The organism is Chloroflexota bacterium, from assembly GCA_016875535.1.
Classification (GTDB): Bacteria; Chloroflexota; Dehalococcoidia; order SHYB01; family SHYB01; genus VGPF01.
Genome location: VGPF01000024.1, coordinates 1 through 26,660, shown reverse-complemented (window position 1 = coordinate 26,660; position 26,660 = coordinate 1). Strand labels below are relative to the sequence as shown.

The window sequence follows — 26,660 nt, the reverse complement described above, 5'->3', positions numbered from 1 at the left end:
GAAGTGAAGTACGGACTAAGGTTGCGGTGATTGGTAGCAAACGCCCGGATGGATCTACTTCGAGCGAGAGGCGAAGCGGACAACGGCGCTGCCGGGCTGAATCACCTTTTCTCCCTTCTGGTTGTCCACCCAGAGGCTACACTCAACCAGGTGTTCGCCGTTCTCGATCCATTTCCTGGTGACTGTCCCCTGGAGGGTGATGATGTCACCGGGGAAGAGCATAGCGCGGTTGCGGAAACTCAGCTTGCGCAAGAAGGCACTGGGGCCTGCCCAATCTTGCACCAACTGCGCCAGATGGCCACCCGTCATTTGGCCGTCCACGAAGGGCCCGGGGAAGCCCTTCGACTTCGCGAAGCCCTCGTCGTAGTGGAGCCGGATGAAATCCCAGGTGGCTGCGCCGTAAATCATCATGCGCGCGACGGACATCGTGCGCGTCAGCACTGGAAGCTGCTCGCCCTCGCTCACATCTTCATAATAACGCGTCACGGGTGTTGTCATGGCCCTATCCGCGATGGAACATCATCTCGATGCTTTTGGCGAGCAATTCGTCGCGCTGGTTGTAGAAGGTCACTTCGAAGTTCTGAAAGATCGTCTTGCCGGAGCGGCCTTCCTTGACGGCAACATCCAGGACCCGCCACTTCGCGGTGATGGTATCATCCGGGTGGACGGGCTGGAAAAACTCGTAGTCGTTCCCGGCACGGAGGCCCACCAAGTCGCGAAGCTCATGACGGCCCAGCAGTTCGCCGCGTTCATCGATGTCTCCGCCGAAGTACTGCCAGCTATCGCAGATGAAGGTCGGGGGGGCCATGACGTCGCGGAGGCCGTGGGCCTTGGCGAAGGCGGAGTCACTATAGAGCGGGTTGAAGTTTTCCAGGGAGAGGGCGTACTGGCGAATGGGCGCATGGCCGATGGGGTACTGTGCCTTGAAAACAAACTCTTTCCCAACGCTGGCTTGCAACCGATTTAGAAGGTCACTCATGGGGTTTGGCGTTGCCGATCTTTTGGAATATCAAATGCAACTCTTTGGATGTTACGAGACTTCCCCTACCGTGTAAACACTTTCGGGCGGAACCGTGTTGGTGGGATGCATCAAGGGATGGGCATCATCCCCCACCGCTTGTTTGGCACCGACCAGATATTTGCGGTAGTGGCTGTGGCGCTGGTCTGATCACTTTCCTGTGAACTTGGACGTACGCTTTGCAAGGAATGCTGCCAGTGCTTCTTTGTGGTCTTTGGTTGTGAGGGTGAAAGCCTCGGCATAGGCGGCGCTGAGGAGGTGGTCGTCCAGCGTCTGGGTGAGGCCGCGATAGACCATCTCCTTCACCAGGCGGTTCGCGATGGGCGCGCGCGCCGCGATGCGCTGCGCGAGGGACATCGTTTCCCTCGCCAGTTGGTCCGCCGGAAAGACGCTGTTCAGCAATCCGAGGCGCAGAGCCTCCTTCGCATCGATCCAATCGCCGGTGTAGAGGAACTCCAGCGCCTTGTTCAACCCAAGGGCGCGCGGGTAGAACCAAGTAGAACCCGTGTTGGAGACGAGGGCGAGCTGGACGAAGGCGTTCATGAAGCGCGCCGCCTCGCCCCCGATGCGAATATCGCAGGCCATCACCCAGTCCACGCCGTCGGCCACCGCTATGCCGTTCACCATCGCGATGGTGGGCTTGGGCATCTTTTGGAGCTTGAGGCTGATCTGCTGCGGGAATTTCCGGATGAAATCGAACATCTCGTATTCGCTCATGTGGCTCAGCAGGCGGTCGCCGCCCTGGTTCGTCTCGCGGATATCGGTGGAAGCGGTGAAGGCCTTGCCCGCGCCGGTGAAGATGAGGACGCGCACATCGTCGTCGCGGGTCACATCGTCCAAGGCGTGGTTCAACTCGGAAAACATCGTCTCGTTGATAGCGTTAAGCTTTTCTGGCCTGTTCATGGTGAGTGTGGCGATGTGGTCGCGCTTCTCGAGCAGGATTGTCGTGTAATTCATGATCTTTCCTTATGGATGAGCTCACGCGGCGCGTACAGCGACGCGAAATATCATACAGGCAATCGAAAGACTGCAGGGACGGACGATATCACACGGCGAGGCAGGGTGCTTAGGAGGCGGTGAAGCGCGTTGGATGGGCGCTCGAACGAGCTCAACGTTGCGCCGTCTGTGCTGGAACCCTTGCGAAGGTATCCCGCCAAGGGATAATCTCCACTCAAGCCCGGCAGGCCAGCCCGAGGTCGCCACGATCCCGCCTGGCACGTCATCGACAACCTGAACGATGGCCGGTAAGGGCGCAGCGCCTCTGCGGCCGCTTCGAGTACGCATGGCTGCTGCAGCTCGGGCTGCGCAGAACCTCAGCTCGTCCTAGAGAAGGACTACGCGTTGAGCTACCTGCTGGCCGGTAGCGTCGCGGTGACATTTCTCCAAGGGAGGCGCGTCTGACTGTCAGGTCCATGCGGCGCATTAGCGCCCTGAGAATTTCGGCGGGCGTTTGCTGAGGAAGGCATCGAGAGCTTCTTTGTGGTCGTCAGTGGCCAGCGTAAGAGCCTCTGCGAAAGCTGCTTCAGGCAGATGCTCCTCAAATTGCTGTCGAAGGCCGCGGTAGACCAACTCCTTCACGAGGCGATTCGCAACCGGCGCCTTAGAGGCGATCCGCTCGGCTAAGGCCAGCGTCTCCGATTCCAACTGATCAATAGGGACGAGTCTATTTAGAACGCCGAGCTGCAATGCAGTCTCCGCATCGAGCCAGTCATCCGTGTACAAGAACTCAAAGGCCTTGCCCAGCCCAAGAGCTCGCGGCATGAGCCATGTGGCGCCCGAGTTCGATACCAGGCCCAACTGTAGAGAGCCATTCCTGAATCGAGCATGCACACTGCCGATGCGTATATCGCATGCGAGGGCCCAGTCGAAGCCATCCGCCATCGCCAGGCCATTGACCATGGCGATGGTCGGCTTGGGCAGTCGTTGGAGCGCAGTGGCTACCCCTTGCGGCCTTGTCCTCATATATTCCGTTATCTCAAGCGGAGACATATGCGGGAGCAACCGCTCGCCTTCAGCCTTCTCCTCGGTGATGTCTGTGCCGGAGCAAAGCGCCCGGCCCGCTCCGGTCAGCACAAGGACTCGAGAGCTATCGTCTGCAGCCACCTCGCGAAGGGCGGCGAGCAATTCCTCGAACATCCGCCCGTTAATAGCGTTCAACACTTCCGGCCTGTTCAGGGTCAGCTTGGCAACCTGCCCAATGCGCTCGAGAAGGATCGTCTGGTATTTCATGACTGCACAGCCATTCGCCGCCGTGGCGCTAGGCCCCAGCCTGGTAGAGCTGAAGGAGATTACGAGCGATAACGAGCCGCTGAATCTCATTTGTCCCTTCGCCGATCATCATGAGAGGTGCATCCCGGTAGTACCGCTCAACCGTGTAGTCCTTGAAGAAACCGTAGCCGCCATGAATGCGCATGGCCTCCAGGGAAACAAAGCCACAAGTCTCGCTTGCGAAGAGCTTGGCCATCCCAGCCTCGAGGTCGCAGCGTTCTCCGCGATCCTTTTTCTCGGCTGCCTGGCGCACCAGGAGCCGTGAGGCTTCGATGCGAGTGTACATATCGGCAAGCTTCAACTGGATGGCCTGGTGCTCCGCGATAGGGACGCCGAATGTCTTGCGCTGCTGTGCATAGGCAATAGCCTTTTCAAAGGCAGCCGTGGCAACGCCGACGGCGCGGGAAGCAACATTGATGCGACCCAGCTCCAGGCCGTTCATCACGTACTTGAAGCCCTGGCCTTCCTTTTTGCCTATCAGACCATCGGCGGGAACCCGGAAGTCCTCGAAGATAAGTTCGGAGGTGTCAACACCCCGATACCCGAGCTTATCGAGGTGACGCCCGTGACGAAATCCGTTCCCTTTGGTCATGATGAAGGCGCTCAGCCCCTTGTGAGGTGGTTGGATCTCCCGGTCGGTTTTCACGAGGACTAGGAAAGTCGTCCCGTGCTCTCCGTTGGTGGTCATCATCTTGTTGCCATTCACCACGTAGTGATCGCCGTGCTTGACGGCAAACGTCCGGATGGCAGAGACATCGCTGCCGCAATCGGGCTCAGTAAGCGCAAAACCGCCCCGCGTCTCGCCGGTCGCCATGTTAGGAAGCCACCGGCGTTTCTGGTCCTCCGTGGCGAACTGCTCAACGATATAGGCCATGATGAGGTGCGCGTTGATGATGCCTGAAACGCTCATCCATCCCTTGCAGATTTCCTCGATCACCCGTACGTAGGTAGTCACGCTGAGGCCCATGCCTCCGTATTGCTCCGAGATGGTGCACCCGAACAGGCCCAGGGACTTCATCCTTTCGACGAGCGCGAACGGATAAACGTCCTTGTTCTCCATCTCCAGCGCCGCGGGCTCGACTTCGCGTTTCACGAAGTCGCGGATCATCGTGATAATCGCCTTATCTTGCTCGCTCATGGTCTCAGTGGCTGGCGTCATCGTGTTCCTCTTTAGCGGTTCTTATATACAGGGGGCCGGCCTTCTTCAAAGGCGCGAGAGCCTTCCACGCTGTCTTCCATCCCGGCGAGATTCTGCTCGACGGCCTTCCCGAAGGCTTCGCCATCCAGGGGGCTCATGTAATAACCCCTATAGAGGCACCGTTTCACGTTCATAACCGACCTGGGGGCTAAGAGCAGCATCCTATCCGCCCAGGCCATGGCCTCTTCCACGAGCTTGTCCTTGGGAACCACCCTGTTCACAAGTCCGATCTCATAGGCGCGGCGCGCACTGATGCGGCCATCGCCCCACATACACAGCTCTGCGGCATGCCCCAGACCGATGATGCGCGTCATGCACGTCATCCACTGGCCACCAGCTCTGTTCCACCGGACCTCAGGCACGCCGAACTCAGCATCCTCCGAAGCGATCCGTATATCGCACTGCATCGCAAACATGAAGCCTCCGGCTAAGGCATACCCATTCACGGCAGCGATCGTGGGCTTCCACATATCCAGGCTCTCGCTAAGCGGGATCCAGCGGTCATCCATAGGGGGAACTGCTTCACCACGGGCCAGCCTCTCTATGCGCTCCGCACCCTCCTTAAGATCCATACCTGCCGAGAAGGCCCTCCCATTGGCCGCTAGGATCGCAACCCGCGCGACCGGGTCGTCTCGGAATTCCTTCCACGTCTTGGTCAATTGGCCCATCATCCCCTCCCCAATCGCATTGAGACGGTGAGGGCGATTCATCTTCATCACCCAGACCTTGCCGTCTCTATGCTTTTCGACTATTAGGACTGGCTCTTTCGCAGTCATGTACTCCTTACCTTTCCTTCGGCAGTCAGCCGTCAGTTTGCATCTATGGCCGCCCTATCTGCGACGGAGAATGGGGTCAAGCCGATCTCTCATGGTGTCCCCAAGGAAGCCGAAGCACAGAACAACGATGGAGACGACGAATCCTGGTACCGCAGATACCCACCAAGAAGTCACCACCACATCACGCCCATCAGAGACCATCCGTCCCCAGCTAGGGGCGGGAGGCGGAACGCCCACGCCCAAAAAGCTTAATGATGCTTCAGTAACGATCACTAAATTCACCTGGAGCGAAGCGAAGATGATGATCGTGGGAAGGACGTTCGGGAAGATATGGCGGGTCATGATGTGGACGTTCGATCCGCCAAGGGCTCGCGCGGCGGTCACAAACTCAGCCTGCCTGAGGCTTAGGGTCTCCCCGCGAATCTGACGCGCGAAGTACGGCCAGATAAGCACCGTGATGATCCCGACGACAAGCCCAGTGCTTGGCCCAAGGGAGACGGCAGCAACGATGGCGAGGAGGAAGATGGGAATGGACAGAAGAATATCTGTCAGTCGCATCACAACGGCCTCCGCAATGCCGCCGGTGTATCCTGCGAACAGACCGATGACACTTCCGAATAGCCCGCTCAACAGAATGGACACAGCTGCGATGCCTAAGGAGACGCGAGCCCCATAGACGATCCGGCTGAAGATATCCCGGCCCACTTGATCGGTCCCCAAGAAGTGAGAGGCCGCCCCCCCTTCAAAGCCCCATGGAGGACGCAACGTGTCCTGGAGGGAGGTCCTGGCAGGATCATGGATGGTGATCAATGGCGCAAAGATCGCAAGGATGCTCAGCAGCGCGAGTATCGGGACAGGCCACCAGGTCATAAGCCACCTGCGCCAGGACCGCAGTTGACGCATCCACGCCTCAGCTCGCACGGCGGAGCCTCGGGTCTATGTAGTAGTAAGCGATGTCCACCAAGAGGTTCCCCACGATGATAAGCGCGGCGAGCAGAAGCACGATGGTCTGCACCATCGGATAATCACGGAAGTGGATGCTGGTAACCACGGCCCGCCCGACACCAGGCCAACCAAAGAGGGTCTCAACAACTACCGCGCCTGTGATCAAGCGAAGGAATATCACGCCGGCATAGGTCACGATAGGCAGCAGGGCGCTGCGGAATGCATGCCGCCACACCACTGACCTCTCGTGCAACCCCTTTGACCTGGCTGTCCGGATATAATCCCGGCCCAGGACCTCAAGCATGCTTGCACGGACCACCCGGACCAATGGTCCGGCCAAGTACCAGGACAGGGTAACGGAAGGAAGAATCAATTGCTTCCAAGAGCCTTTGCCTCCGGGGGGCACCCACTGAAGCCAAACGGCAAAGATCAACATGAGCACAAGGCCCAGCCAGAATGAAGGGAAAGAATTGCCCAGAAGGGAAACGAAGCGAATAAGCAAGTCAACGACGCTCCCCCGCTTCAGGGCAGCATAGACGCCCAAGGGGACTGCAACTAGGACAAGCACTGCGATGCTTACGCCGGCGAGTTGCAGCGTCGCCGGAAAGGCATCCAGAGCGGATTCCAATGCAGGCTGGCGCAGACGGATGGATTTGCCGAAGTCCCCCTGAAGGGCATCTCCCAGGAAGATGAAATACTGCCGTAATTGGGACTTATCAAGGCCGAGTTCTTCCTGTAAGCGGACCTTGTCCTCCGGCGTTGCATTCAAGGGAAGCAGGACGGAGGTGGGGTCACCGGCCATCCTGATCAGGACAAAGACGATGACGGTGATGGCAAAGAGCGCCACCACCGCTTGCGCCATCCTCCCTGCGATCAATTTCCCCATGCGTAGACGGCTCCCCGGTCACTGCCCGCTGTATCTGGCTTTGCGCTTCTCCACAAAGGCTCTTGTGCCTTCGTTGTAGTCCGGACGACTCCGCAACTGCTCGTACATGACCCGTTCAAGAAACCTCGCTGAGCTCAGTGGGACATCAAGCGCCTTGTACACGAACTCTTTGTGATACTGGGAAACCAGCGGTCCATTAGCGCAGATTGTCTCAGCGAGGCGTCTGGCTGCCTCCATAAGCCCATCCGGAGGCGTTACCTCCTGAACCAAACCGATTTGGAAGGCCTTGTGCGCATCAATGGTCTGTCCGGTGTAGAGGAACCAGAAAGCCCAGCCAAGTGGAAGTGAGCGAGGCAGCATGTGCGCTTGACCGCCGGCCATGTGCGACCAGCGAACGGCGGAACACCCGAATTGCGCTCTGTCCGAGGCGATGCGGATATCGGCGTTCAGGGCCATAGCAAACCCCCCTCCGCCTGCGAAGCCGTTCACGGCTGCTATTATGGGCTTGTACACCCGGTCTTCCCAAACGAAGTCACTATAGACAGTCGGAGCCTTCACCGCTCGACCCGGTGTGGCGAATTCAGGCAGTTTGCCCTCCGATCGGGATAAGTTATCCTTCAAATCGCCGCCCGAGCAGAAGGCATCTCCCGCACCGGTGAGGATCGCAACCCAGGCATCGTCATCATCTCTGAAGGTTTCCCAACAGCGGGTCAACTCATCCCGCAGCTGGGCGTTGATGGCGTTCTTTTTGTCCGGCCGGTTCATCGTGATGGTCACGACGTGCTCGTGCTTTTGATACAGAGCCAAAGATCCCATATGCTCACACTCCAATCTCTGCGCTAATACAAGGCCTTCTCAGCCTGCAATTCCGTGAACTGTCCGTCATCCTTCCCCAGGAGCGCCTGACAGACCACACGCGTATGCTCGCCGAAAAACGGCGTTGAGGTTCTAAAACTCCCAGGCGTTTTGGAGAGGAGGATGGGTAGCCGCTCCGCAGCAACTTTTCCCATCTCAAGCTCTTCCATCTCAACGAAGAAATTCCGCGATCGGTACTGCGGATCCCGTTTGACCTCGTCCTCCACATCCTGCACTGCCGCTGCCGGGATCTTGCAAGACTGGAGACGAGCCATGACATCATATTTCGTTAGCGATTGCGTCCATCGCCGGACCCCTCGCTCGATCTCTGCCTGGCGCGCAGGCGAAGAGGCGACCATTGTCAAGGTGACGCCTCGGGCCCAATCCGGACGGCCCAGCGCTTCGCAGAAGGCATTCCACTGTGCTTCGGTCTCGATCGAAATCGCGCACCACTGGTCCTCTCCCGCGCATGGGTAGACCCCCTGCAAGCCGGACCCCCAATGACGATTCCCCCTGGGTCGGGACTCTCGGTGGTTGACCAGCGTATCTAGGAAGATCGGGGCCAGCGTCATAGAGCCGACCTCTGCCTGGGACAGGTCTATCCACTGACCCTCCCCTGTCTTGCGGCGGTGGATGAGCGCAGCCATTACTGCGAAGGCTCCGCACACACCAGAGAGGAAGTCCGGATGTTGGGACCGGGCCTCAGCTGTCGGCGTTTCAGCATCCGGGTAGTTCCAGAGATAGCTCATGCCAAGCATCGCTCCCAGGTTCGGTCCCCAGGAGGCATAGGAGGCCCAGGGACCTGTAGAGCCATAGCCACGAAGGCCGGCCATCACAATGTCGGGGCGGATCTTCCGTATGTTCGGATAGTCCAGTCCTAAGCGCGGAAGAACTCCGAGGGAGAAATTCTCGATGACGACGTCGCTCACCTGAACCAACTGCTTCACCAGGTCTAGGCCGGACTTCGTGTTGAAATTAATCGTTGCGCTCTGGAAGTTCCGGTGAATCTTCACGAAAAAAGGAGTCTTATCCCAGGCGTTCGGATCGTTCCCCCCGCGGTGGCCGTCAGGACGCATTCTAGACTCCACATGGACGACTTCTGCGCCGAAGTAGCCGAGGGCGTTCGCAGTCATTGGGCCTGCGGCCCCAAGCGTCAGCGAAAGGACGCGGCTATCCTGAAGGGGAAGGCGGCGGGGGGGAAGTAGTCTTGTGGTTTCCACGTCAGACAATTCCTCCTGACTGAAGGGCTTTGAGCTCCGTGTGGGATAGCCGGAGCTCTCCGCAAAAGACCTCCGTATTATGCTCACCGAGGGTCGGGGCTCGTCGTAAAACAAACCCAGGAGAAGCGCTGAACCGAAAGACCGGGTTCGTTTGGGGGTACGCTCCCGCAACTGGGTGGTGCACCGTAGTGAGAAAGCCGCGCGCACGCGCTTGGTCACTCTGGACGAATTCGGCAGGTGTGTTCAGCGGAGAGGCGGCGATGTGTCTCCGCTGTGCCTCTCGAAATATGCCGTCCTTGGTATAACCACGGCAAAGCCGCTCAATGAAGGGATCTATGATTTCGCTGTTCTGCCACCGCAGCTTCTGGTCATTGAAGATTTCAGACATCAGCTCCGGCGGACGCCCCAGCCAATCCAGGAGCGATTGCCAGTGCTTCTTCGGCATGATGAATATCCGGATGAACCCGTCTTTGGTAGGGTACACATCGTAGAGGTCAAAGAGGCGCTTCTTCCAACTCTGGCGAAAGGGTTTTTCTCCGGTTGCGGTGTAGACCGGGACCGCATACCCGGCAGTAAAGGCGGCGGCCTCATGGATGGACACGTCCACCAGCTGCCCTTCTCCCGTCAGAGCGCAGTTGTAGTAAGCGATAAGGCCGCCCAAAGCCGCATAACCGGAGGCAACAGCGTATGCCAGCTCCCCCGGCGCAACGATGGGGGGCATCCCCGGCTCGCCACTGGTTGCCATGAGACCTCCGAGCGCAAAGCAGATGAAGTCATTGGCGGCGTAATTCCGATAGGGCCCCGAAAGGCCGAACTGGGTGATGGATACGTGGGCCAATCCAGGACTGGCCTTCATCAGGGCGCTATGTCCGATACCGCACCTGGCAAGACTATCTTCCCCAGCGTCTTCCACAAGGATGTCCGCCCGGCCCACAAGCCGCAAGAGGAGTTCCCTCCCGGCAGGTTTGCTGTAGTCAAGAGTGATGCCGCGCTTTCCGGCGTTGTAGTGGAGGAAGGTCAGGCTACGCTCGGGATCTGGAGTGTCAGCGATGAAAGGCGGGCGTTGGCGAGCGGAGTTACCGTCCGGGGGCTCCACCTTGATGACATCTGCCCCCGCATCAGCCAAGAGCCTTCCGCATAAGTCCCCAGCCCTCCCTGCAAGATCGAGGACTCTGACTCCGTGCAGGGGCCCAAAAACTACACCGGGGCGAGAAGAAGCAGCTTCTCGCCCCGGTGTCTTCATACCCATGCGCTCCGCCCGGGCCCTGTTTGGCCCAGTAGGCTGGTCTAGTTCACCGTCAGATGCTCGAGATTGTGGACACGAAGGTGTCCGGAAACCAGCGGCCATTTGTCAATGCGCTGGGAGGTTGCGTACAGCTTGGGAAGCACGAACATGGGTACCCAGTAGTGGTTATCCCGGAAGTACTTGTTAATCGCAAGAATCGGCTCCCTCCGCTGCTCAGGTGTAAGGCCCGCATTCGCCTTATCCAGCATGGTCTCAAGAGCGGGGCTGCCGAACCAGACCGGGTTCGCTACGTGGTAGAAGAAGTTGTAGTAGCGCATCGGGTCGGGGTCGGAGAAGTTGCAGTACCAGTAGTAGGTCAGCTTGGGCTGAGTGATGTTGAGCAGGATTTCGCGGAAGACGGTGAAGTCTGCCGGAACCGTCTTCACCTTCACGCCGATCTGGCGCCACTGGTCCGCCACCACATCATGAAGGCCGAGGCCAACCGGGCCGCTGGCCTGGTCGTAGATGGGGATCTCTAATTCAAAGCCGTTGGCGTATCCGGCCTCCGTTAGGAGTTGCTTGGCCTGGGTCTGGTCGTAGGGGTACGGGTCGCCGTAGTACCACGACTGGCCGGGGAAGGTGCAGGCGCCAAGGGAGGAAAGCTGGCCTATGCCGCCGTAGAGCCTGTCAATGATGCCTTTCCTATCAAGGGCGAGGTTGAGCGCGAGGCGTACCTTCTTGGCGCGCTCCGGGTCTTTGCCGTCCACCCAGGGCAGCGTTCCATCGTAATTCTTGTGCGTCTCAGGGATCTGGCCGCGCAGGGCATACCACACGTTGTACCCGGCATCGTCCACCACCTGCTTCGCACCGACGCGGCGGGCTTGGGCGACCTGACTAGCGGAGATGTTGATGATGTCCGCCCTCCCCGTTGCCACAAGTGCAAGCTGGGTCGCGTACTCAGGGACGATTTGGTAATCAACGTACTTTACCGTAGGAGTCTTGCGCCAATGGTTGGCAACAGCCTCAACACGGATGCTCTGACCCTTGTTGTGACGCTCGAACTTGAACGGTCCGGTACCGACAGGCTTGGCTGCAGCCTCCGTGGTTCCGACACGATTCACCACGCTCGCATTGACAACAAGGAAAGGAGCAGAAACTGGTCCGATGATGGTTGGCAGCCACTGCGCGTATGGGATCTTGGACTTCATCTCAACCGTGTATTGATCCAGGGCGCGGATATTGGTCCGGAATTCGTCCTGGGTTGTGCCGAGGAGAGGCCGGATGGTTGAGAGACCGGCGTGGCTCGCCTCACGCTCGTAGAGAAGATCGTAGGTTTTGATGACATCTTCAGCGATAAATTCATCGCCGTCATGGAACTTGATGCCCTTGCGAAGCTTGATCGTGAAGCTCTTGGAGTCGGACCCGACCGACCAAGACTCTGCAAGGCGCGCTTCAGAGAACCTAGGCGTCCAGACGGCCAGCTCCTCAAACATCGCATGCCGCGGGTTGAACATGGTGGAGCCGCCGTAATGGTGCAACCACAATTCACGCTCTAGGGTGTCCAGCGCCACAACGATGGTCGTGTCTTTGATTGTAGAGGCCGGCGTCGGCGTCGGCGCAGGTGTCGGCACCGCCGTAGGTGCGCGGGTTGCCGCCGCGGTCGGCGCTGCAGTAGGGGCAGCTGTGGGGACTGGCGTTGCCGTGGGGACTGGCGTTGCCGTGGGCTCTGCGTCGTCGCCGCCGCAAGCCGCGATGACGAGCACCAGCGCCATGACTGCCGCAAGGGTGGAAAGAACGCTCTTTTTCACCAAAATTCGCATCGCAGGCACCTCCTCAGGTGGTGAGATCCAGCCCGAATTCGCACGACTTGCACGCCGCGGAAGCAAATCGGCTTCCGCAGCATGTCCCGATGCTAGAGATTGTGCCTCCCTAGGGGCAAGCGTGTATACTTACGGCCTGCGGGGATAGATTTACGGGGAGTCGTGGAATCCTGAGGGGTGAGGTGGCGTCATGCAGACCGCTCGAACCAGCCAGATGCTCGGTGCGCTGTTGCGACGTTACGGGATGACCCGCTCTGCTGTTGCCGATGCGCTCTTTGTCTCAGAGGACACTGTTGATAATTGGTGCATCGGCCGCTCCAGCGTTCGCCCACATATGCTGACCTCCCTTGCCCATTTTCTCCGTGAACGCGGTATCCCTGCTGACGAAGTCGCGGAATATGTGCGCGCAGAGGCCACCGCCGGCGGTCTGGACCTCCAGCGTATGGCGGAATACGCCACCCGGCCTCCCACCACCTGGCAGCAGACTATCCTTGTGCTTATCAGCGACCCTCGGTTCGTGTCGCAAAGCACGATGATGTCCGGCATCTCTGCTGAGGTGGCAAACTCGTCATCCTTCGAAGTGGCGGTGCTGTCCGACTGGTCAAGCAGGCACCAGCATGTCCAGCAACTGAAGGCGATCAGATTGCACCGACCCGCGGCGCTGGTCATCCTCTCTCAATCAGCCGAAGGAGGAGAGGCAGGGGAGCTTCGGGCAAGTCTGGTTGCCGACGGTATCCGTGTCATCTCCTGCCAGCCGACCCACATCAAAGGTGAGACGATGGTGCGTGTTGATGAGCGCCACCTGATGGAGTTGGCCGTTTCCCACCTGTACAGCCTGGGCCATAGACACATCGGAGCGCTCTTTGTCCGTAACCACCCGGTGCAAGAAGAGCGGTTCACCGGCTTCCAGCAGGCCATCGCAAAGTACCGGCTGAAGCCGGATGACCTCTTGGTCAGGTGGGCGACATCCGAAGGCGAGCACCGAGCCGTGCAACAGCCGGTGGAACAGACCCCGGTGGCGCGAGCGGCCACGCATCTGGCGCAACGAGAGGACATAACCGCCATCATCGCCCCCTCTGAAATGGCAGCTGTGAGCATCCTGCTCAGCCTCCGCAGAGAGGGACGCCGCTGTCCGGGCGATGTGTCCGTCTTGGCGATCCGCCCTTGCGCATGGACGGATTCCCTGCTGAACCCGCCGCTTACCCATATCAACCCGCCGTACTACGAGACGGGCAGGCTTGCCGGACGCCTCGCGCTTGGACTGGACAAGGGCTCCGCCTTCACTGAAGTCACTCGGCTTGATGACCATGTCATCTGCGCCCGGACGGGCGGCACTGTTGGGCCGGCGCGGCCTGGATAGCCGGAATCCGAACAGATTACCCCTTTCCCGGAATGCGCCTCGGCTGCACTTGTCTCGACCCTCTGCTAAGCTAACATCAAGCAGATGCTTCTCCTTCCTGGAAGCGAGGCGCTGATGAGCTTGGGGTTCCTTGAATACGATGAGCATGTCCTGTACATCACGCATTCGCTAACCGAGCCTGAACGCGCGAAACAGCCGGACCACGGTTTTTACCGGCGCGGCAAGCGGCCGGTGCTGCTCATCATTGATATGCAGCGCGGCTATGTCTCGCCGGAACCCAAGCCGTGGATCAAGGCGTCCTCTCCAGAGATCCAAGCGGCGGCAGACCGGGCTGTCGTCTCCACCGAGCGCCTCATCAAGGCGGCGCGAACGCACGGCATCCCTATCGTCTACACCGGCACCCGCTATCTGCCCGATGGAAGCGATTGCGGCATCCGCGCTGAGAAGTTCCCGTACCTGAAGGAATATATGCGGGAAGGCCTGCCCTGGCCGGAGATAGACCCACGCCTTGCGCCTCGGTCTGGAGAGCCTGTTATCTGGAAAAAGGTAGCCTCCGGCTTCTTTGCCACGTATTTGATGCCGATCCTTATCCAAAGAGGTGCTAATACGTGTATCATCGCCGGAACGGCAACCAGCGGGTGCGTTCGGGCCGCGGCGGTGGATGCGGTATCCGCCAATTTCAGGACTGTGGTGGTTGAGGAAGCGGTTTGCGACAAGAATCTGTGGGCTCACAAAGCAACTCTCTTTGATCTCTGGCGCTATATCGCAACGGTCGCGACGGAGATCGACGTCATCAACTGGATGGAGAGCTTGCAGGCAATGCAGCCGCCTCTCTCAACACGGTAAACGCCAATGGGACTTCACTTCCTCCAGCCAGATGCGGAAATCGCATACATCCGGACATCCCTGACCGCCAATGATGGCCTCGGTGAGTCCGATAAGGCGTTCTACCAGAAGGGCATACGCCCGGCGCTGCTTGTTATAGACCTGCAGCGCGGCTACGTTTCTCCTGAACAGAAGCCCTGGGTCAGGGGCCAGCCGCCGGAGCTGCAGGAAATCGTAGACGGCGCCATCGCCCAGACTGCACGGCTTATCCGAACCGCCCGTGCAGCCGGCATCCCGATCTTCTACACCGGCGACCGATTCCTCCCGGACGGCAGCGACTGTGGCATCAGGGGTGAGAAGTTTCCCAGCCTAGGCCAATACATGCGGGCAGGTCAGCCCTGGGTGGAGATAGACCCGCGGGTGGCCCCGGCGAGAGGCGAGCCTATCGTGTGGAAGCAGGCGGCTTCAGGATTCTTCGGGACATACCTGGTGCCGATGCTCGTGCAAAAGGGCATTGACACCTGCATCATCACGGGGTGCGCCACGAGCGGCTGTGTCAGAGCCACAGCTCTCGATGCCGTCTCAGCCAACTTCCGCACGGTTGTTGTGGAAGAGGGTGTTTGTGACAAAAACCTCTGGGCCCATAAGGCCAGCCTCTTTGACATCTGGAAGTACATCGCCACCGTGGCTCCTGCAGACGAGGTCGCGGCCTGGATGACAGAAGCTTCTAAGAAGCACTCCTAGCGCCGATCACGTCATCCGCTCATACGGCTCGTCCCGCTTTCTGATGAACTGCTTGAGCGTACCGGCTGCCATCCCCTCATGGCCGGCCTTATGCTCATCGCTCACCATGCAGGACGACCAGATCTCGAAGTGATCGGCATGAGACCGACGCCATCCCTTCAAGTCCAGCATATGATTCACCGATCGCTTCACCGCCTGGACGGTGACCGGAGGCATCATCGCGATCCGGCTTGCAAGCGTCATCACCTCCGTCTCAAGCCTCGCGCGCGGCACCACCCTGTTCACAAATCCAAGGCGCAGGGCTTCCTGGGCATCCATGTAGTCCCCGGTCCACATCAACTCCTTGGCCTTGCGCACGCCGACGTCCCAGGGCTCCACCAGAAGCTCAAGGCCGCCGGCGGCCATGAGCACCACAGGGTCTCGAAAGCGGGCGTCATCAGCTGCGATGATGATGTCGCACATCGAGGCAAGAAGCCATCCGCCTGCAACGCAGTACCCATGAACCTGGGCGATGAGAGGCTTCTTGAAATCGTGGATAGCCAGACACTTCAGGGTAATCGCTTCATAGAAGAGGTCACGCACCTTAGCCGAGTCCCCTTCGAACCACTTGTCGCTTGAAGGTCCGCCGAGCGCCTCCGGGTCGCGCGGGAAACTCTTAAGGTCATGGCCGGAAGAGAAGGCTCTGCCTTCAGCGCGCAGGACCGCTACACGGACGCTATCGCTCCTCGCAGCAACGTTGAAGGCCTCGGCAAGCTCTTCCTTCATATCCTGATTCTGCGCATTCAGTGCCTGGGGCCGATTGAGCGTCACTACGGCTATCGGGCCTGCTGTCTCATAACGAATTGTTCGGTATGCCATCGTCGCCCCTCCGCTAGCGCTTCTGGAACGGCTGATCTCGCCGCCTGATGAATTCACGGAGGCCCATGCTCTCCCTCTCAGCGTGGAGCCGTTTGTGCTCATCGCTAAGGTTGTTCGCCACCCACAACTCTGTATGGAATTCGTGGCTCGCGCGCCACCCCATCAGATCAAGGGCATGATTGATGGAGCGCTTTGTTGCCTGTACCGTTCCAGGGGGCGAGAGCGCTATCTTCTGCGCGAGTCTCATCGTCTCTTCGTCAAGTTTCGCCGCCGGAACAACCCGGTTTACCATACCGAGCCGCCAGGCCTCGTCAGCCGAGATTGAATCGCCGGTCCACAAGAGCTCCTTGGCTCTCCGCGGACCCACATCCCAAGGCTCCACAATCGCTTCAACGCCCGCCGAACCCATCCGCACCACCGGGTCTGCGATGGTAGTGTCGTCAGAAGCGATGATCAGGTCGCACATGGAAGCCAAAACCCACCCGCCGGCGATGACATGGCCGTGAACCTGGGCGATTGTCGGCTTTTTGGTGTAGTGCACATTCAGAAAGAGGCGGAGCACCTTGTAGACGAACTGACGGAATTTTTCCGTATCCCCCTCAAACCACTTCCTGGGATCGGCGGCCCCAAAGGCGGTCGGGTCCTTTGGGAACTGCTTCATATCGTGTCCGGCGGAAAAGTTCGAGCCGGCCCCCTTTAGGATTATGACTCGGATAGCCTCTTCCGCATCAGCCCGATGCAAAGCAGCATCAAGCTCCTCTTTCAGAAGCTCGTTTTGCGCATTGCGCACCTCGGGGCGATTGAGCGTGATAACAGCAACAGGGCCGACGGTGCTGTATGCGATGGTCTGATAGTCCATAGTGCTCCTTACTGTTGTAGTCGCCTCGCTAAGCGAAAGGCAGGGGTAAACAGGCGGCTGAGTGAAGCCCTCTCCTCAGGCACAGGCGCAAGGAGCAGGATCTCAACTCCGGCAGCCTGATACTCCTGGATCCGCTCTACACAACGTCCTTCGGAACCTACGATGCAGGTGGCGTCAATCAATGAGTCGCTGATGGCCTCCTCTGGGGCGATTGGGCCGGAAGCCGTCCCTGCCCGTGTCCACGCTTCCACGTCTCCTGCGAAGCCCTGCGCAGAAAAGAGTGCCTGATAGGCTGGGAAGCGCAGGTAGAATGCAAGCATATTCCGCGCTCTCGCCCTGGCATGCGCGAGGTCGCTCGAAATGGCGATTCGGGCATACGCCGCCACATGCACTCTCCCTGACCGGTTTGCGTTCGCCTCTGCCGCGCGGAGGACAGCGACGGACTTCCGCAGCAAACCCACGGGGACAAGATGGAAAATCACGCCATCTGCAAGTCCGCCGGCCAGTTGGGTCATCTGTTGCCGCAGCGCTCCGAGCCATATCGGTGTGGATTCCTCCCGAGCAAGCTGCGAGCGCACCGCCCCAACATATGCGTCCATATCCCGGATAGGGTGGGGGGAGCCTAGTCCTTTGGGTCGGTTGATAGCGTCGTGACTTGTGCCAAGCCCGAGGATGAATCTGCCCTTTGAGAGCGCTTGCAGCATCGCCGCAGAGCGGGCCATCAAGTAGGGATGCCTCAGATAGATGTTCGCTACACTGGTTCCGATGTGCGCTCTGCTGGTTCCGGCGATGAGCGCCTGTGCGCCGGTCATAGCGTCGCTCCCAGGTTGCTCATTACAAAAGATATACCGCAGCCCAGCCTCTTCAGCCGCATGAGCGGCCTGACCAAGCTCATGCCAGTATGTGGATAGCGTCGGCAGCACGGCGCCGAGATCTGCCGTCGCCATACGTTAGCTGCCTGCCCGTGTCATTGACCGGGCCCCCTTTCTCCCGCTTCCAATTCCTTCATTACTTGAGGTGCGGCGCGCTCCTCAACAGTCAGCACCCCTTCCCCGAGTAGTTGGAGAACCTCCCTGGAGGTATAGCCGAGCAATTGCGTGGGGATAGAAGCGGCGCTTTCACCCAAGAGTGGAGCGTGCCCCCGGGGATATGCTGAGGAGGCGGAGAAGCGCATAGGGGAATTCATGACGCGCAGAGGCTTGTCGAATGCCGGGTCCGGCACCTCCACCAGCATCTCTCTCGCATCGGTATTCAAGTCAGCCGCTATCTCGGGAATCGTTCGCACGCGGCCGCAGACCAGGCCTCGGCTCAGAAGCCGTTCGATGGCATCATCAACCGAAGGGAAGGTACAGATCCACCGCTCGATAACGTGGTCCAAAGCCGCGACATTTTGGATGCGAAGGGCCTTGGAACTGAACCGGGAATCCGTTACAAGCATCGGAAACTCCATGGCCTCGCAAAGCGTCTTCCATGCGCTTTCGCTCATTGCCGCGAGCACCATATGGCCGTCCCGGCCCTTGTAGACATTCACGGGAGCGTTGTCCGTTCTTCCGCTGCCTGCGCGCAACTGCAGCATCTTGCCTTCGCTCAAGAGATACTGCTGGAAAGAGAGCTCTTGATGCCAGAGCGAGCAATCCAGCAGCGCGACATCAATATGTTCGCCGATGCCCGTCTGAAGGCGCCGGTAGAGCGCAGCCATGGTCGCTCCAAATGCGTGCAGCCCGGTTGTGGTATCGGAGTAGGCATTCCCCGTCCACATGGGAGGGCCGTCCGGATGTCCGTTAAGGGACATCATGCCGCTGAGCGCTTGGATGTTGTAATCGCCTCCTCGGCGGTCGGCGTACGGCCCATATTGGCCAAAGGCGGAGATGGAGCACAAGACCACCGAGGGATTCACATGTCGAAGGCGGGGATAATCCAGGCTCAGGCGTGCCATCACGCCGGGGCGAAAACTCTCCACAACCACATCTGCGATGGAGATCAACTCCAGTGCCAGGGCCTTCCCGGCCTCTTTCCGAAGGTCAATCGAAAGACCGTGCTTGCCGAGATTCTGCTGGATGAAATAGCCGCTGCGCCCGTTCCGCTGATATGCAAAGGTCCTTGTCTGATCGCCGGTGGGGGGCTCGACTTTAATCACTTCAGCGCCAAGGTCAGCCATAAGGCGCGTGCAGCTTGGCCCCGCCAATGCGCGTGAAAAGTCAACGATCCGGATACCCTTGAGAAAGTCAGCGTATGGCTGGCGCATGGATTTGCAGGCTCCGCTAGGAGTCATCCCGAAAGCCGTAATGGGCTATTTCAGTCCAGAGCATGCTACATAGGCCTAGATATCCTTCTGAAGGGAGGAGGGTACGGATGAAGATTTGAGTCTCGCGTAAGAGCTTAAGGCCGAGCCGTACGCATCTACACGCTTCGGAGAAGCGGCATCTCTTTGAGTCTGAAGGTCCGGCTTCTAGAATGTTGCAAACCTTAAGGACATCCCCTATGTCTGACCAGCACCATCTCAGCGAAGAGTCCTTCCGTCTCCTGGCGCAGGAAGCCGGTCTCGATCCGAGCGATGAGCATCTTCGCGTGTTACGGCCTGAAGTGGAAACGCTCTTTGGCGTGCTGGCGAGGCTCCGGGCGCTCCCGTATGCAGAAGCGCATATGACCCTTTTCTCGCCTGAAGAGAAGCGGAGGCGCGAGTGACGTCCTCCGATGTGACCAGCTGGTCAATCCGGGACCTCGCAGCGGCCATACAAAGGCGGCAGGTATCGGTCCTTGAAGTGACCCAGGCTTTCCTCCGCCGAATCGAACAGGTGGAGCCTAGGGTCCACGCTATCATCACCGTGACAGCCGACGATGCCGTTGCAGCCGCAAAAGCGGCCGATCAGGAAATCGCCCGGTATGGCTACCGCGGGATGCTCCATGGCATCCCCATAGGACTGAAAGATCTCTTCGCCACAAAAACGATACGAACGACATCGGGTTCCAAGATCTTCGCAGATTACGTTCCGGCGGAGGACGCTTCGGTCGTATCTCGCCTCCGTCAAGCAGGAGCCATCATCGTCGCTAAACTCATGATGACCGAATTCGCCTTCGGCGAGCAGGGGCGGAACCAGCATTACGGCGATGTGCACAACCCCTGGGACCTTGCACGCATACCCGGCGGCTCCAGCACAGGTTCTGCCGCATCGGTTGCCGCAGGCGAGTGCGCCATCTCGCTCGGGAGCGATACCGGCGGCTCTATTCGAGTTCCTGCCGCTCTCTGCGGCCTTGTAGGTCTCAAACCGACCTTTGGCCTTGTGAGCCGCTTCGGCATGACACCCCTCTCCTGGTCTCTTGATCACCCGGGGCCTCTCTCCAAGTCAGTGGAGGGCATTGCAGCAGCTTTGGAGGTTATCGCAGGCGAAGACCCCCGCGATGAAACGACCAAAGGAGCACGCCCGGAAAACTACCTGAGATCCTTATTCGGAGGCATCAACGGGATGCGGCTAGGCGTCCCCCGGGAATACATCTGGGACTTCATAGACCCTGAGATCGAAGCGACAGTGAGGCGTGCCTTTTCCCGGCTCGAAGACCTTGGCGCCACCCTGATAGAAGTCTCCATCCCTCACCTGGACGAAATGAGCCTGGTGATGAGCACCATTATCCCTGCAGAGGCCGCCGCAGTTCATCGGCAACTTGTTCTTTCTCGAGGAAGCGACTACGACCGCATCACGAGGATGCACGTGGAATCGGGCCTCTTCATCTCCGCTGCCGACTATTGCAAAGCCCAACAAGCCCGCCACGCCCTGAGCCAGGAGGTGGAAACGGCTCTTTCCGGTGTCGATGCCCTGGTCATGCCGACCGTTCCCGTCGCCGCACCCCGATACGATTCGCCGATCATCACCTTAGGCGCCACTGAGTTTCGGGTTCGATTCCTTCTTTCGCGCATCACGCGGGTCTTCAATCCCGGGGGATGGCCTGCGGTTACCGTTCCCTGCGGATATACCGCAGAGCAGCTGCCGGTCGGCATTCAGATCGTCGGCAGGCGGTTCACCGATGCTCTCATCCTCCGCATCGCATATACATACGAGCAGGCTTTGGGCTGGCATAACCTCATTCCCTCTCTCTAGTCATGCGTCGCAGCGCACACCACTCACTGCCAACCGCTCCATTGAGCGGCCTCCGCGTCGTTGAGATTGCCGATTTCGTGGCCGGACCTTACGCCTGCCGCCTCCTGGCCGATGCCGGAGCCGATGTCATCAAAATTGAACCGCCAACGGGTGATAGCTCCCGTTCCCGAGGCCCATTTCCGGGCCGGACGCCGGGACCGAATTCAAGCATCCTCTTTCACTACCTCAATCGAGGGAAGCGAGGTCTGATTCTTGATTGCTCCGAGCGGCAGAACCGCCCCCGGATACTCGAGCTCCTCAACGATGCAGACGTGCTGCTGCTTGATGCCCCGGCATCCACGATAGACCGGCTCAATCTCCGCTACGCAGAGCTTGCGTCAGTTAATCCCAGGCTCATTGTCTCCATACTGACGCCCTTCGGATTAACGGGCTCTAAGCGAACGTATCTCGGCGACGACCTGATCACCGTGAGCGCCGGCGGACTCGCCTTTGCGTCCCCGGGATTGCCTGATATGCCCCGGGACCCCTATGAGGAGCCGCCGCTCCGTGCGAACACCCATATCGGCGAGTACACCGCCGGCATCCAGGCCGCCACGGCAGTTTTTGCGGGGCTGGCGCGCAGAGATATCACCGGACAGGGGTGCGAGCTCGATATCAGCAAGCAGGAAGCCGTAGCGGCCATCATGACCTGGGAGATCGCCCACGCATCCCACCTTACGCCTAAACGGCGGAATCCTGAGGTTTTTGGCAGTCAGCCGAACGCGTACCTTCCGTGCAAGGACGGCTATGTTGTCGTTGCCGCCTTTCTGGACCACCACTGGCGCAGCCTGGTCAGGGTCATGGGCCGGCCCGATTGGGGAGCGTCAGAGGTCTTTGCCACCTCCGCCGACCGCGCGCGAAACTGGGACGCCCTTGAGCCGCTGCTCCTCGAGTGGACAACGGCGCACACCGGCGAAGAGATCGCCAAACTCGCCCAAGTGCACGGCGTGCCCTGCTTCCCGGCGTACGGGATCGGCCAGATGGTAGATTCGCCGCAAACCAGATCCCGAGGCTTCATAAGAAAAGATCGCCTGACCGATGGAAGCCGGGTGCTGCTGCCGGGCAACCCGATACGCGTGAACGCTCGCCGGGGGAGCACCGCCGGCCTGTCGGCTCCACCCGGAAACGCCTTCAGCTTCATCCCCAGAGAGGCAGCAACTGACCCATGGACGCAGCGGACGAGCGCTGGTCAGGCTGTCCACCCCGCTTCTCGGGACCCGCGCAAGCCGCTTGCCGGCATCCGCATCCTCGATTTCGGACAGCTCATCGCCGTCCCGTACGCTACGCAGGCGCTCGCATGGCTCGGAGCCGAAGTGCTGCTCGTGGAGAACCCTGAGAAGCTGACACTGCGAGGGCTTCCCCCCTACGCTGAGGCACAGCCTGGGGTGAATCGGAGCGGCGGCTTCAATCTGCTGAATACGAACAAGCAGAGTATCTGCCTGGATTTGGGCGAGGCGAGAGACCTGCAAATCGCCCGCGAGCTCGTAGCTGTTAGCGACGTGGTTGTAGAAAACTTCTCGTTTGGCATCATGGAACGCCTAGGCCTGCCGTACAAAGCAGCCCGGGCGCTCCGGCCTGATCTTATCTTCCTCTCGCTGACAGCATTCGGGCGCAGCGGGCCCATGCGCAACTTTGTGGGCTTCCACAGCGTGATCAACCTGTACAGCGGGTTGGCCTCTGTGACTGGATACCCGGGAGGGCATCCCCGCATTCTCGGGGCCTTCTTCCCGGACTACTTCAGTGGCTGCTATTGCGTGCTCGCTATATTGGCAGCCCTCCGGCTGCGCGCCCGCACAGGCCGGGGACAGTTCATTGAGCTCGCCATGACGGAAGCCCTGGCGACTGTTATCCCCGAAGCCATCGCCGCCTACGGGCTGAACTATCACGAGCCGACGCTCGTGGGCAACAAGGAAAGGGGAAAGACACCTCACGGCATCTATCGGTGCGCCGGAGCGCAGCGATGGGTCGCCATCTCCATCGGCGGCAACGGTCAGTGGGAAGCCTTCTGCCGCTCCACGGGCCATCCCGAATGGATGGCCGACCCACGCTTCCGCGACCCCGAAGCGCGGGAACGCAACGCAGCCGAGTTGGATGCCGTCATCGAGTCTTGGACCAGCCCACAGCCGGCGGAGGCGGCAGAAGAGCTTCTACAGAGGGCAGGCGTTCCTGCAACGGTGGTCTTCGACTCGGCGGACCTCATCTCGGACCGTCACCTCCTGCAGCGCCACTTCATCGCCGATGTTTTTCACCCGGAAATCGGAAGGCGCCGCATGGGCACCACGCCATGGCTCCTCAATGGCGAGCGCCCTCCCGAATTCAAGGCTGCGCCCCTCTTGGGTCAGCACACCGAGTTGATACGCAAAAGCCTGCTGCAGGGACTCCCCGCTGAGAAGGATCCCCTGCTAAGAGCCACGCCCGCAGAACACGCACCACGGTAGCAATCTATCTATAGTGGAGGTACATCAATGGCCCGCAATCACATCCAAGTGAAACCAGAGAAATTCCCATGGCTCGACCTCAACCGATATACGTTCTCGATGGGGGTCGAGCACAAGGGTGTCGCGTATATCTCCGGGCAGACAGGCAGCGCCTACGATGCCGAGTCCCGGAGTGTTCTTTGCAAAGGCGACATCGTGGAGCAGACGAAGATAGCGTGGGAGAAAATCGGCGTCATCCTTCAAGCCGCCGGGATGGCATACACGGACATCGTGCGAACAGTGGACTACGTTGTACCCAGGGGCTTCCCTCTGTATAGCAAAACCGGCGATGTGCGGCGGCAATTCCTCGGGAAGAGCCCCGTCGCTTCCACGGGGGTCCTGGTCCATAGCCTCCTTAGGCCCGATGCCCTTATCGAGATTCAAGCGATCGCAGTCAAAGGGGGAAAAGAAGTCGTCATACCCGCGGGGCCCGAATACGAGCGATTCAAGGATCTAACGTATGCTCCGGCCGTGAAGGCGGGAGGCAAGCTCTTCTTTTCTGGAGTCGTTGAGCTTGAGCCGACAACGGCAGAGAATCAGGCGAAGGCCTGCTACACACGCATTGACAAGACGCTGCAGGCAGCAGGAGCATCCTACACGAACGTGGTCCACATCGTGGACTACGTGGCTCCGATGACGGTTGAGCATTATGAAGCCATGGCCGCGGTCCGTCAGGCGCATTTCGGGGATAGCCGCCCCTCGGTCAACGCCGCGGTCTTCCACGGCATCCTGAATCCGAGAGGTCACCTAGAAGTAGATGTCATCGCATCCCTCACGGGCAAACGCGAAGAGATCCTGGTCCCTGGCTGGGAGCAGAGCTATCAAAAGCTCCGGTCCGTCCCAGCCGTACGGATGGGCAACTTGGTTTACTTTTCTTCGCAGGCCTCTATTGACCATACGACCGGCAAGACGGTAGTCGCTAACTACGACCTCGGAGCTCAAGCACGACAGGCATACCAGAACCTCCGGCAAGTCTGCTCGGCTGCGGGCGTCTCCATGGATGACATCGCCTACACGCTGGAACTGGTCCCTCCCACAGTCATGGGCGATGTTCGCGTTTTAGGGCAAGTGCGCCGTGAATATTTCGGAGCGAGCTTCCCAGCCGCCACCGGCCTCATCATCCACCAGAACATGAGGACAAACACCATCTTTTCAGTAGCCGCAGTGGCGCTCGCCTAATCGCGGGAATCTGTCTAGCATAAATGCTGGAGTTCACAAACCACTCTGGGGCTGCTGGTGGGAACGCTTCGAGAAGACGTAAAGAAGATGCGAGTTGAGCTGAGACGTATGCTCCATGGCATTCTGCATTGAACCGTGTTCTCTCGGTTGAACACTCTTATCAAACGGCTTGGCCTGTAAAAGGTGTCGTGCTCCACTTAGCACTTAGCCTGGATGCCGAGATTGGAACTCGGTGCCTTCTGGTCCCAAACCAGGCGCTCGCCCCAGGCTCAAAACGAGCCAGCCCAACGTACCGCCCCTCTCTTGGGTTGCCCGAGATCGTCTGCGACCAGATCCCGCTCCCTCCCCCTGCTACCCACCGGTCAGGCGCGAAGAGATTCGCTATCGTTGCCACCTTTGCCTCCTCGCGAAAGCCGCGAGCTCGCGGCTGGAGAATCGTCACTCGCGGATTGATGCTGCTTTCCGTCCTACCCCAGCCGCGCCGTCCTTCCCCCATCTGAAAAGATCAATTGCCCTGTGATATAGGCCGCATCCTCTGACGCCAGGAACAGCGCCAGGTTCGCCATGTCACGCGGCTGCGCCATGCGCCCCAGCGGCACCCCCTTCGCGATCTGCTCCACCACCTCCGGCTTGGAGAAGTTCGGCGAGATCATCGTCTGCGTTCCCCCAGGGCCGATGGCGTTCACATTGATCCCATACGGCGCAAGCTCCAGCGCCACCGCCCGCGTGAACATCTTCACCCCGCCCTTGGAGGCGCAGTAGTGCGGGTGACCCGGCACCGCGAACTCGGAGTTTACCGACCCAAGGTTCACGATCTTCCCCTGCCGCTTATTCGCCACCCAGTACCGCGCCGCCTCCTGCGTGCAGAGAAACATGCTCTTCAGGTTCACCGCGATCACCCGGTCCCATGCCTCCTCCGTCAGCTCCAGGATGCTGCCGCTCGTCAGGATGCCTGCGTTGTTCACCAGGATGTCGTAACCCTTGTGCCGCTCCATCGCCTTCGCGAAGATGCGCTGCACATCGGCGCGCTTGGAAACGTCCGCCGTCACCGTCACCGCGTCGCCGCCCCGCTCCCGCACCAGCCGCGCCGTCTCCTCATTCCCCTTCTCCTGATAATCGGCCGCGACGATCTTCGCCCCCTCCTCCGCGAACCGCAGGCAGATCCCCCGCCCGATCCCGCTCCCCGCCCCCGTCACAACCGCGACCTTCCCGCTCAGGCGCATACGTCACCTCTCTTATGGTCTCCAGGCCCGCGATGATATGGGTCACATCACCCCCTTGTCCAATGCCTCTTGGGCCGTCCCTTCTCCTCCCTGAGCATAGGTGATTCCCCATCACCACGACGAACGGCCCTACGCTCTCTGGGTTGCCCCAGCAACCCCTATCCCTCGCCTCGCAGGAGAGGAAAAAGGGTGAGGTCTCTGAAGTCCATTCCTTCTCGTCTGCGCCATTCCGATGGCATGTGCTCATCCTGATGAGCTACGCCCCTTCTTAGGAGCAACGAGCGGGCACTCGCAGGTCGAGTCTTCGAGACCCCGATGCCGCATCGGGGGAGAGGTCTCTGATTCCCTTTGCTCACCCCTGGCAAAACTTAGGTCTCCTCCCCCTCTTGACACCCCACCTCTCCAACCATATACTTAGTTTTGAACTGAGTTCAATATGTGGATTGTCCTCAGTTCCTGTTGTTTTGACCTGTTTTCAGGTCTTTTTCCTGCCGGGGCCCCTCTGCCGAGGGGCCTTTTCTATTCCGGGTCTTCATCCAAGCCCTCAAAGAATGTGCCGTAAGCCCTCCATTTATCGCGAACGCCCCATGCCCACACAAACGAAAAACCCCTACCCTCGCAGGGTGAACCGCCCCGGGAAAAGTGGAGGCTATTATCCTTGAGAGGAGGAAGCCATGACACGACCGGGACGGTATCCAGCGGAGGTGCGAGAGCGGGCGGTGCGCTTGGTGCAGGAGCACCGGGCAGAGTACCCTTCACCGTGGGCAGCGATCACCTCCATAGCGACCAAG

General features: G+C 59.7%; 24 protein-coding genes. 7 read left to right on the top strand and 17 right to left on the bottom strand.

Annotated features, from left to right (window positions below):
* Positions 1–54: 54 nt before the first annotated feature.
* The 12 genes from FJ039_07920 to FJ039_07865 form a co-directional block, all read right to left on the bottom strand.
* A complete protein-coding gene (locus FJ039_07920; GenBank protein MBM4406090.1) occupies positions 55–498 on the bottom strand; it encodes a hypothetical protein in 444 nt (147 codons plus the stop codon).
* A gap of 4 nt (positions 499–502) precedes the next feature.
* The gene (locus FJ039_07915) at positions 503–979 is read right to left on the bottom strand and encodes a MaoC family dehydratase (GenBank protein MBM4406089.1); all 477 of its coding nucleotides are present in this window, start codon (positions 977–979) and stop codon (positions 503–505) included.
* A gap of 189 nt (positions 980–1,168) precedes the next feature.
* On the bottom strand, positions 1,169–1,975 hold the full coding sequence (locus tag FJ039_07910) for a 2-(1,2-epoxy-1,2-dihydrophenyl)acetyl-CoA isomerase (protein ID MBM4406088.1): 807 nt from the start codon (positions 1,973–1,975) through the stop codon (positions 1,169–1,171).
* Positions 1,976–2,440: 465 nt separating this feature from the next.
* Positions 2,441–3,337 (bottom strand): crotonase, encoded by an 897-nt coding sequence (locus FJ039_07905; protein MBM4406087.1) that lies wholly within the window; start codon positions 3,335–3,337, stop codon positions 2,441–2,443.
* On the bottom strand, positions 3,276–4,445 hold the full coding sequence (locus tag FJ039_07900) for an acyl-CoA dehydrogenase (GenBank protein ID MBM4406086.1): 1,170 nt from the start codon (positions 4,443–4,445) through the stop codon (positions 3,276–3,278). The genes FJ039_07905 and FJ039_07900 overlap by 62 nt, the downstream gene beginning before the upstream one ends.
* Before the next feature lie 11 nt (positions 4,446–4,456).
* Positions 4,457–5,260 carry an enoyl-CoA hydratase/isomerase family protein gene (locus FJ039_07895; protein MBM4406085.1) on the bottom strand — a complete coding sequence of 268 codons (804 nt, stop codon included), beginning with the start codon at positions 5,258–5,260 and terminating at the stop codon, positions 4,457–4,459.
* A gap of 54 nt (positions 5,261–5,314) precedes the next feature.
* Positions 5,315–6,163 (bottom strand): ABC transporter permease, encoded by an 849-nt coding sequence (locus tag FJ039_07890; protein ID MBM4406084.1) that lies wholly within the window; start codon positions 6,161–6,163, stop codon positions 5,315–5,317.
* 7 nt (positions 6,164–6,170) lie between these two features.
* Positions 6,171–7,091, bottom strand: a complete 921-nt coding sequence (locus tag FJ039_07885; GenBank protein ID MBM4406083.1) for an ABC transporter permease — start codon at positions 7,089–7,091, stop codon at positions 6,171–6,173.
* An 18-nt stretch (positions 7,092–7,109) separates the two neighbouring features.
* Positions 7,110–7,907, bottom strand: coding sequence for a hypothetical protein (locus FJ039_07880; protein ID MBM4406082.1), 798 nt, complete (start codon positions 7,905–7,907; stop codon positions 7,110–7,112).
* Positions 7,908–7,930: 23 nt separating this feature from the next.
* On the bottom strand, positions 7,931–9,337 hold the full coding sequence (locus FJ039_07875; protein MBM4406081.1) for a CoA transferase: 1,407 nt from the start codon (positions 9,335–9,337) through the stop codon (positions 7,931–7,933).
* Entirely contained in the window at positions 9,168–10,514 is a 1,347-nt protein-coding gene (locus FJ039_07870; GenBank protein ID MBM4406080.1) for a CoA transferase, read from the bottom strand. Before FJ039_07870 ends, FJ039_07875 begins: the two co-directional genes overlap by 170 nt.
* Entirely contained in the window at positions 10,454–12,211 is a 1,758-nt protein-coding gene (locus FJ039_07865) for an ABC transporter substrate-binding protein (GenBank protein ID MBM4406079.1), read from the bottom strand. The genes FJ039_07870 and FJ039_07865 overlap by 61 nt, the downstream gene beginning before the upstream one ends.
* A gap of 190 nt (positions 12,212–12,401) precedes the next feature.
* Between FJ039_07865 and FJ039_07860 the strand changes: the two genes are divergently transcribed.
* The 3 genes from FJ039_07860 (at position 12,402) to FJ039_07850 (ending at position 15,140) form a co-directional block, all read left to right on the top strand.
* Complete coding sequence (locus FJ039_07860; GenBank protein MBM4406078.1) at positions 12,402–13,571, top strand: helix-turn-helix domain-containing protein; 1,170 nt, start codon at positions 12,402–12,404, stop codon at positions 13,569–13,571.
* 84 nt (positions 13,572–13,655) lie between these two features.
* On the top strand, positions 13,656–14,417 hold the full coding sequence (locus FJ039_07855; protein MBM4406077.1) for an isochorismatase family protein: 762 nt from the start codon (positions 13,656–13,658) through the stop codon (positions 14,415–14,417).
* A gap of 6 nt (positions 14,418–14,423) precedes the next feature.
* On the top strand, positions 14,424–15,140 hold the full coding sequence (locus FJ039_07850; protein ID MBM4406076.1) for an isochorismatase family protein: 717 nt from the start codon (positions 14,424–14,426) through the stop codon (positions 15,138–15,140).
* Positions 15,141–15,146: 6 nt separating this feature from the next.
* On the opposite strand, the gene FJ039_07845 is transcribed toward FJ039_07850, so the two are convergent.
* The 4 genes from FJ039_07845 to FJ039_07830 are packed head-to-tail and all read right to left on the bottom strand — an operon-like array spanning position 15,147 to position 19,129.
* A complete protein-coding gene (locus FJ039_07845) occupies positions 15,147–16,100 on the bottom strand; it encodes an enoyl-CoA hydratase (GenBank protein ID MBM4406075.1) in 954 nt (317 codons plus the stop codon).
* Positions 16,012–16,857, bottom strand: a complete 846-nt coding sequence (locus tag FJ039_07840; protein ID MBM4406074.1) for an enoyl-CoA hydratase — start codon at positions 16,855–16,857, stop codon at positions 16,012–16,014. The genes FJ039_07845 and FJ039_07840 overlap by 89 nt, the downstream gene beginning before the upstream one ends.
* Positions 16,858–16,865: 8 nt before the next feature.
* On the bottom strand, positions 16,866–17,804 hold the full coding sequence (locus FJ039_07835) for an LLM class flavin-dependent oxidoreductase (protein MBM4406073.1): 939 nt from the start codon (positions 17,802–17,804) through the stop codon (positions 16,866–16,868).
* Between the two features lie 20 nt (positions 17,805–17,824).
* The gene (locus FJ039_07830) at positions 17,825–19,129 is read right to left on the bottom strand and encodes a CoA transferase (protein ID MBM4406072.1); all 1,305 of its coding nucleotides are present in this window, start codon (positions 19,127–19,129) and stop codon (positions 17,825–17,827) included.
* Between the two features lie 209 nt (positions 19,130–19,338).
* Here FJ039_07830 and FJ039_07825 point away from each other — a divergent pair, with 209 nt between their 5' ends.
* From FJ039_07825 to FJ039_07810, 4 genes are read left to right on the top strand one after another with little or no spacing between them, the layout of a single operon-like run.
* Complete coding sequence (locus FJ039_07825; GenBank protein ID MBM4406071.1) at positions 19,339–19,542, top strand: hypothetical protein; 204 nt, start codon at positions 19,339–19,341, stop codon at positions 19,540–19,542.
* Complete coding sequence (locus FJ039_07820; GenBank protein MBM4406070.1) at positions 19,539–20,951, top strand: amidase; 1,413 nt, start codon at positions 19,539–19,541, stop codon at positions 20,949–20,951. The genes FJ039_07825 and FJ039_07820 overlap by 4 nt, the downstream gene beginning before the upstream one ends.
* Positions 20,952–20,953: 2 nt before the next feature.
* Positions 20,954–23,428: a CoA transferase gene (locus tag FJ039_07815; protein ID MBM4406069.1), complete on the top strand. Its 2,475-nt coding sequence runs from the start codon at positions 20,954–20,956 to the stop codon at positions 23,426–23,428.
* 27 nt (positions 23,429–23,455) lie between these two features.
* Positions 23,456–24,646, top strand: coding sequence for a RidA family protein (locus FJ039_07810; GenBank protein MBM4406068.1), 1,191 nt, complete (start codon positions 23,456–23,458; stop codon positions 24,644–24,646).
* A 467-nt stretch (positions 24,647–25,113) separates the two neighbouring features.
* On the opposite strand, the gene FJ039_07805 is transcribed toward FJ039_07810, so the two are convergent.
* Positions 25,114–25,869, bottom strand: a complete 756-nt coding sequence (locus FJ039_07805) for a 3-oxoacyl-ACP reductase FabG (GenBank protein MBM4406067.1) — start codon at positions 25,867–25,869, stop codon at positions 25,114–25,116.
* Positions 25,870–26,660: the final 791 nt, after the last annotated feature.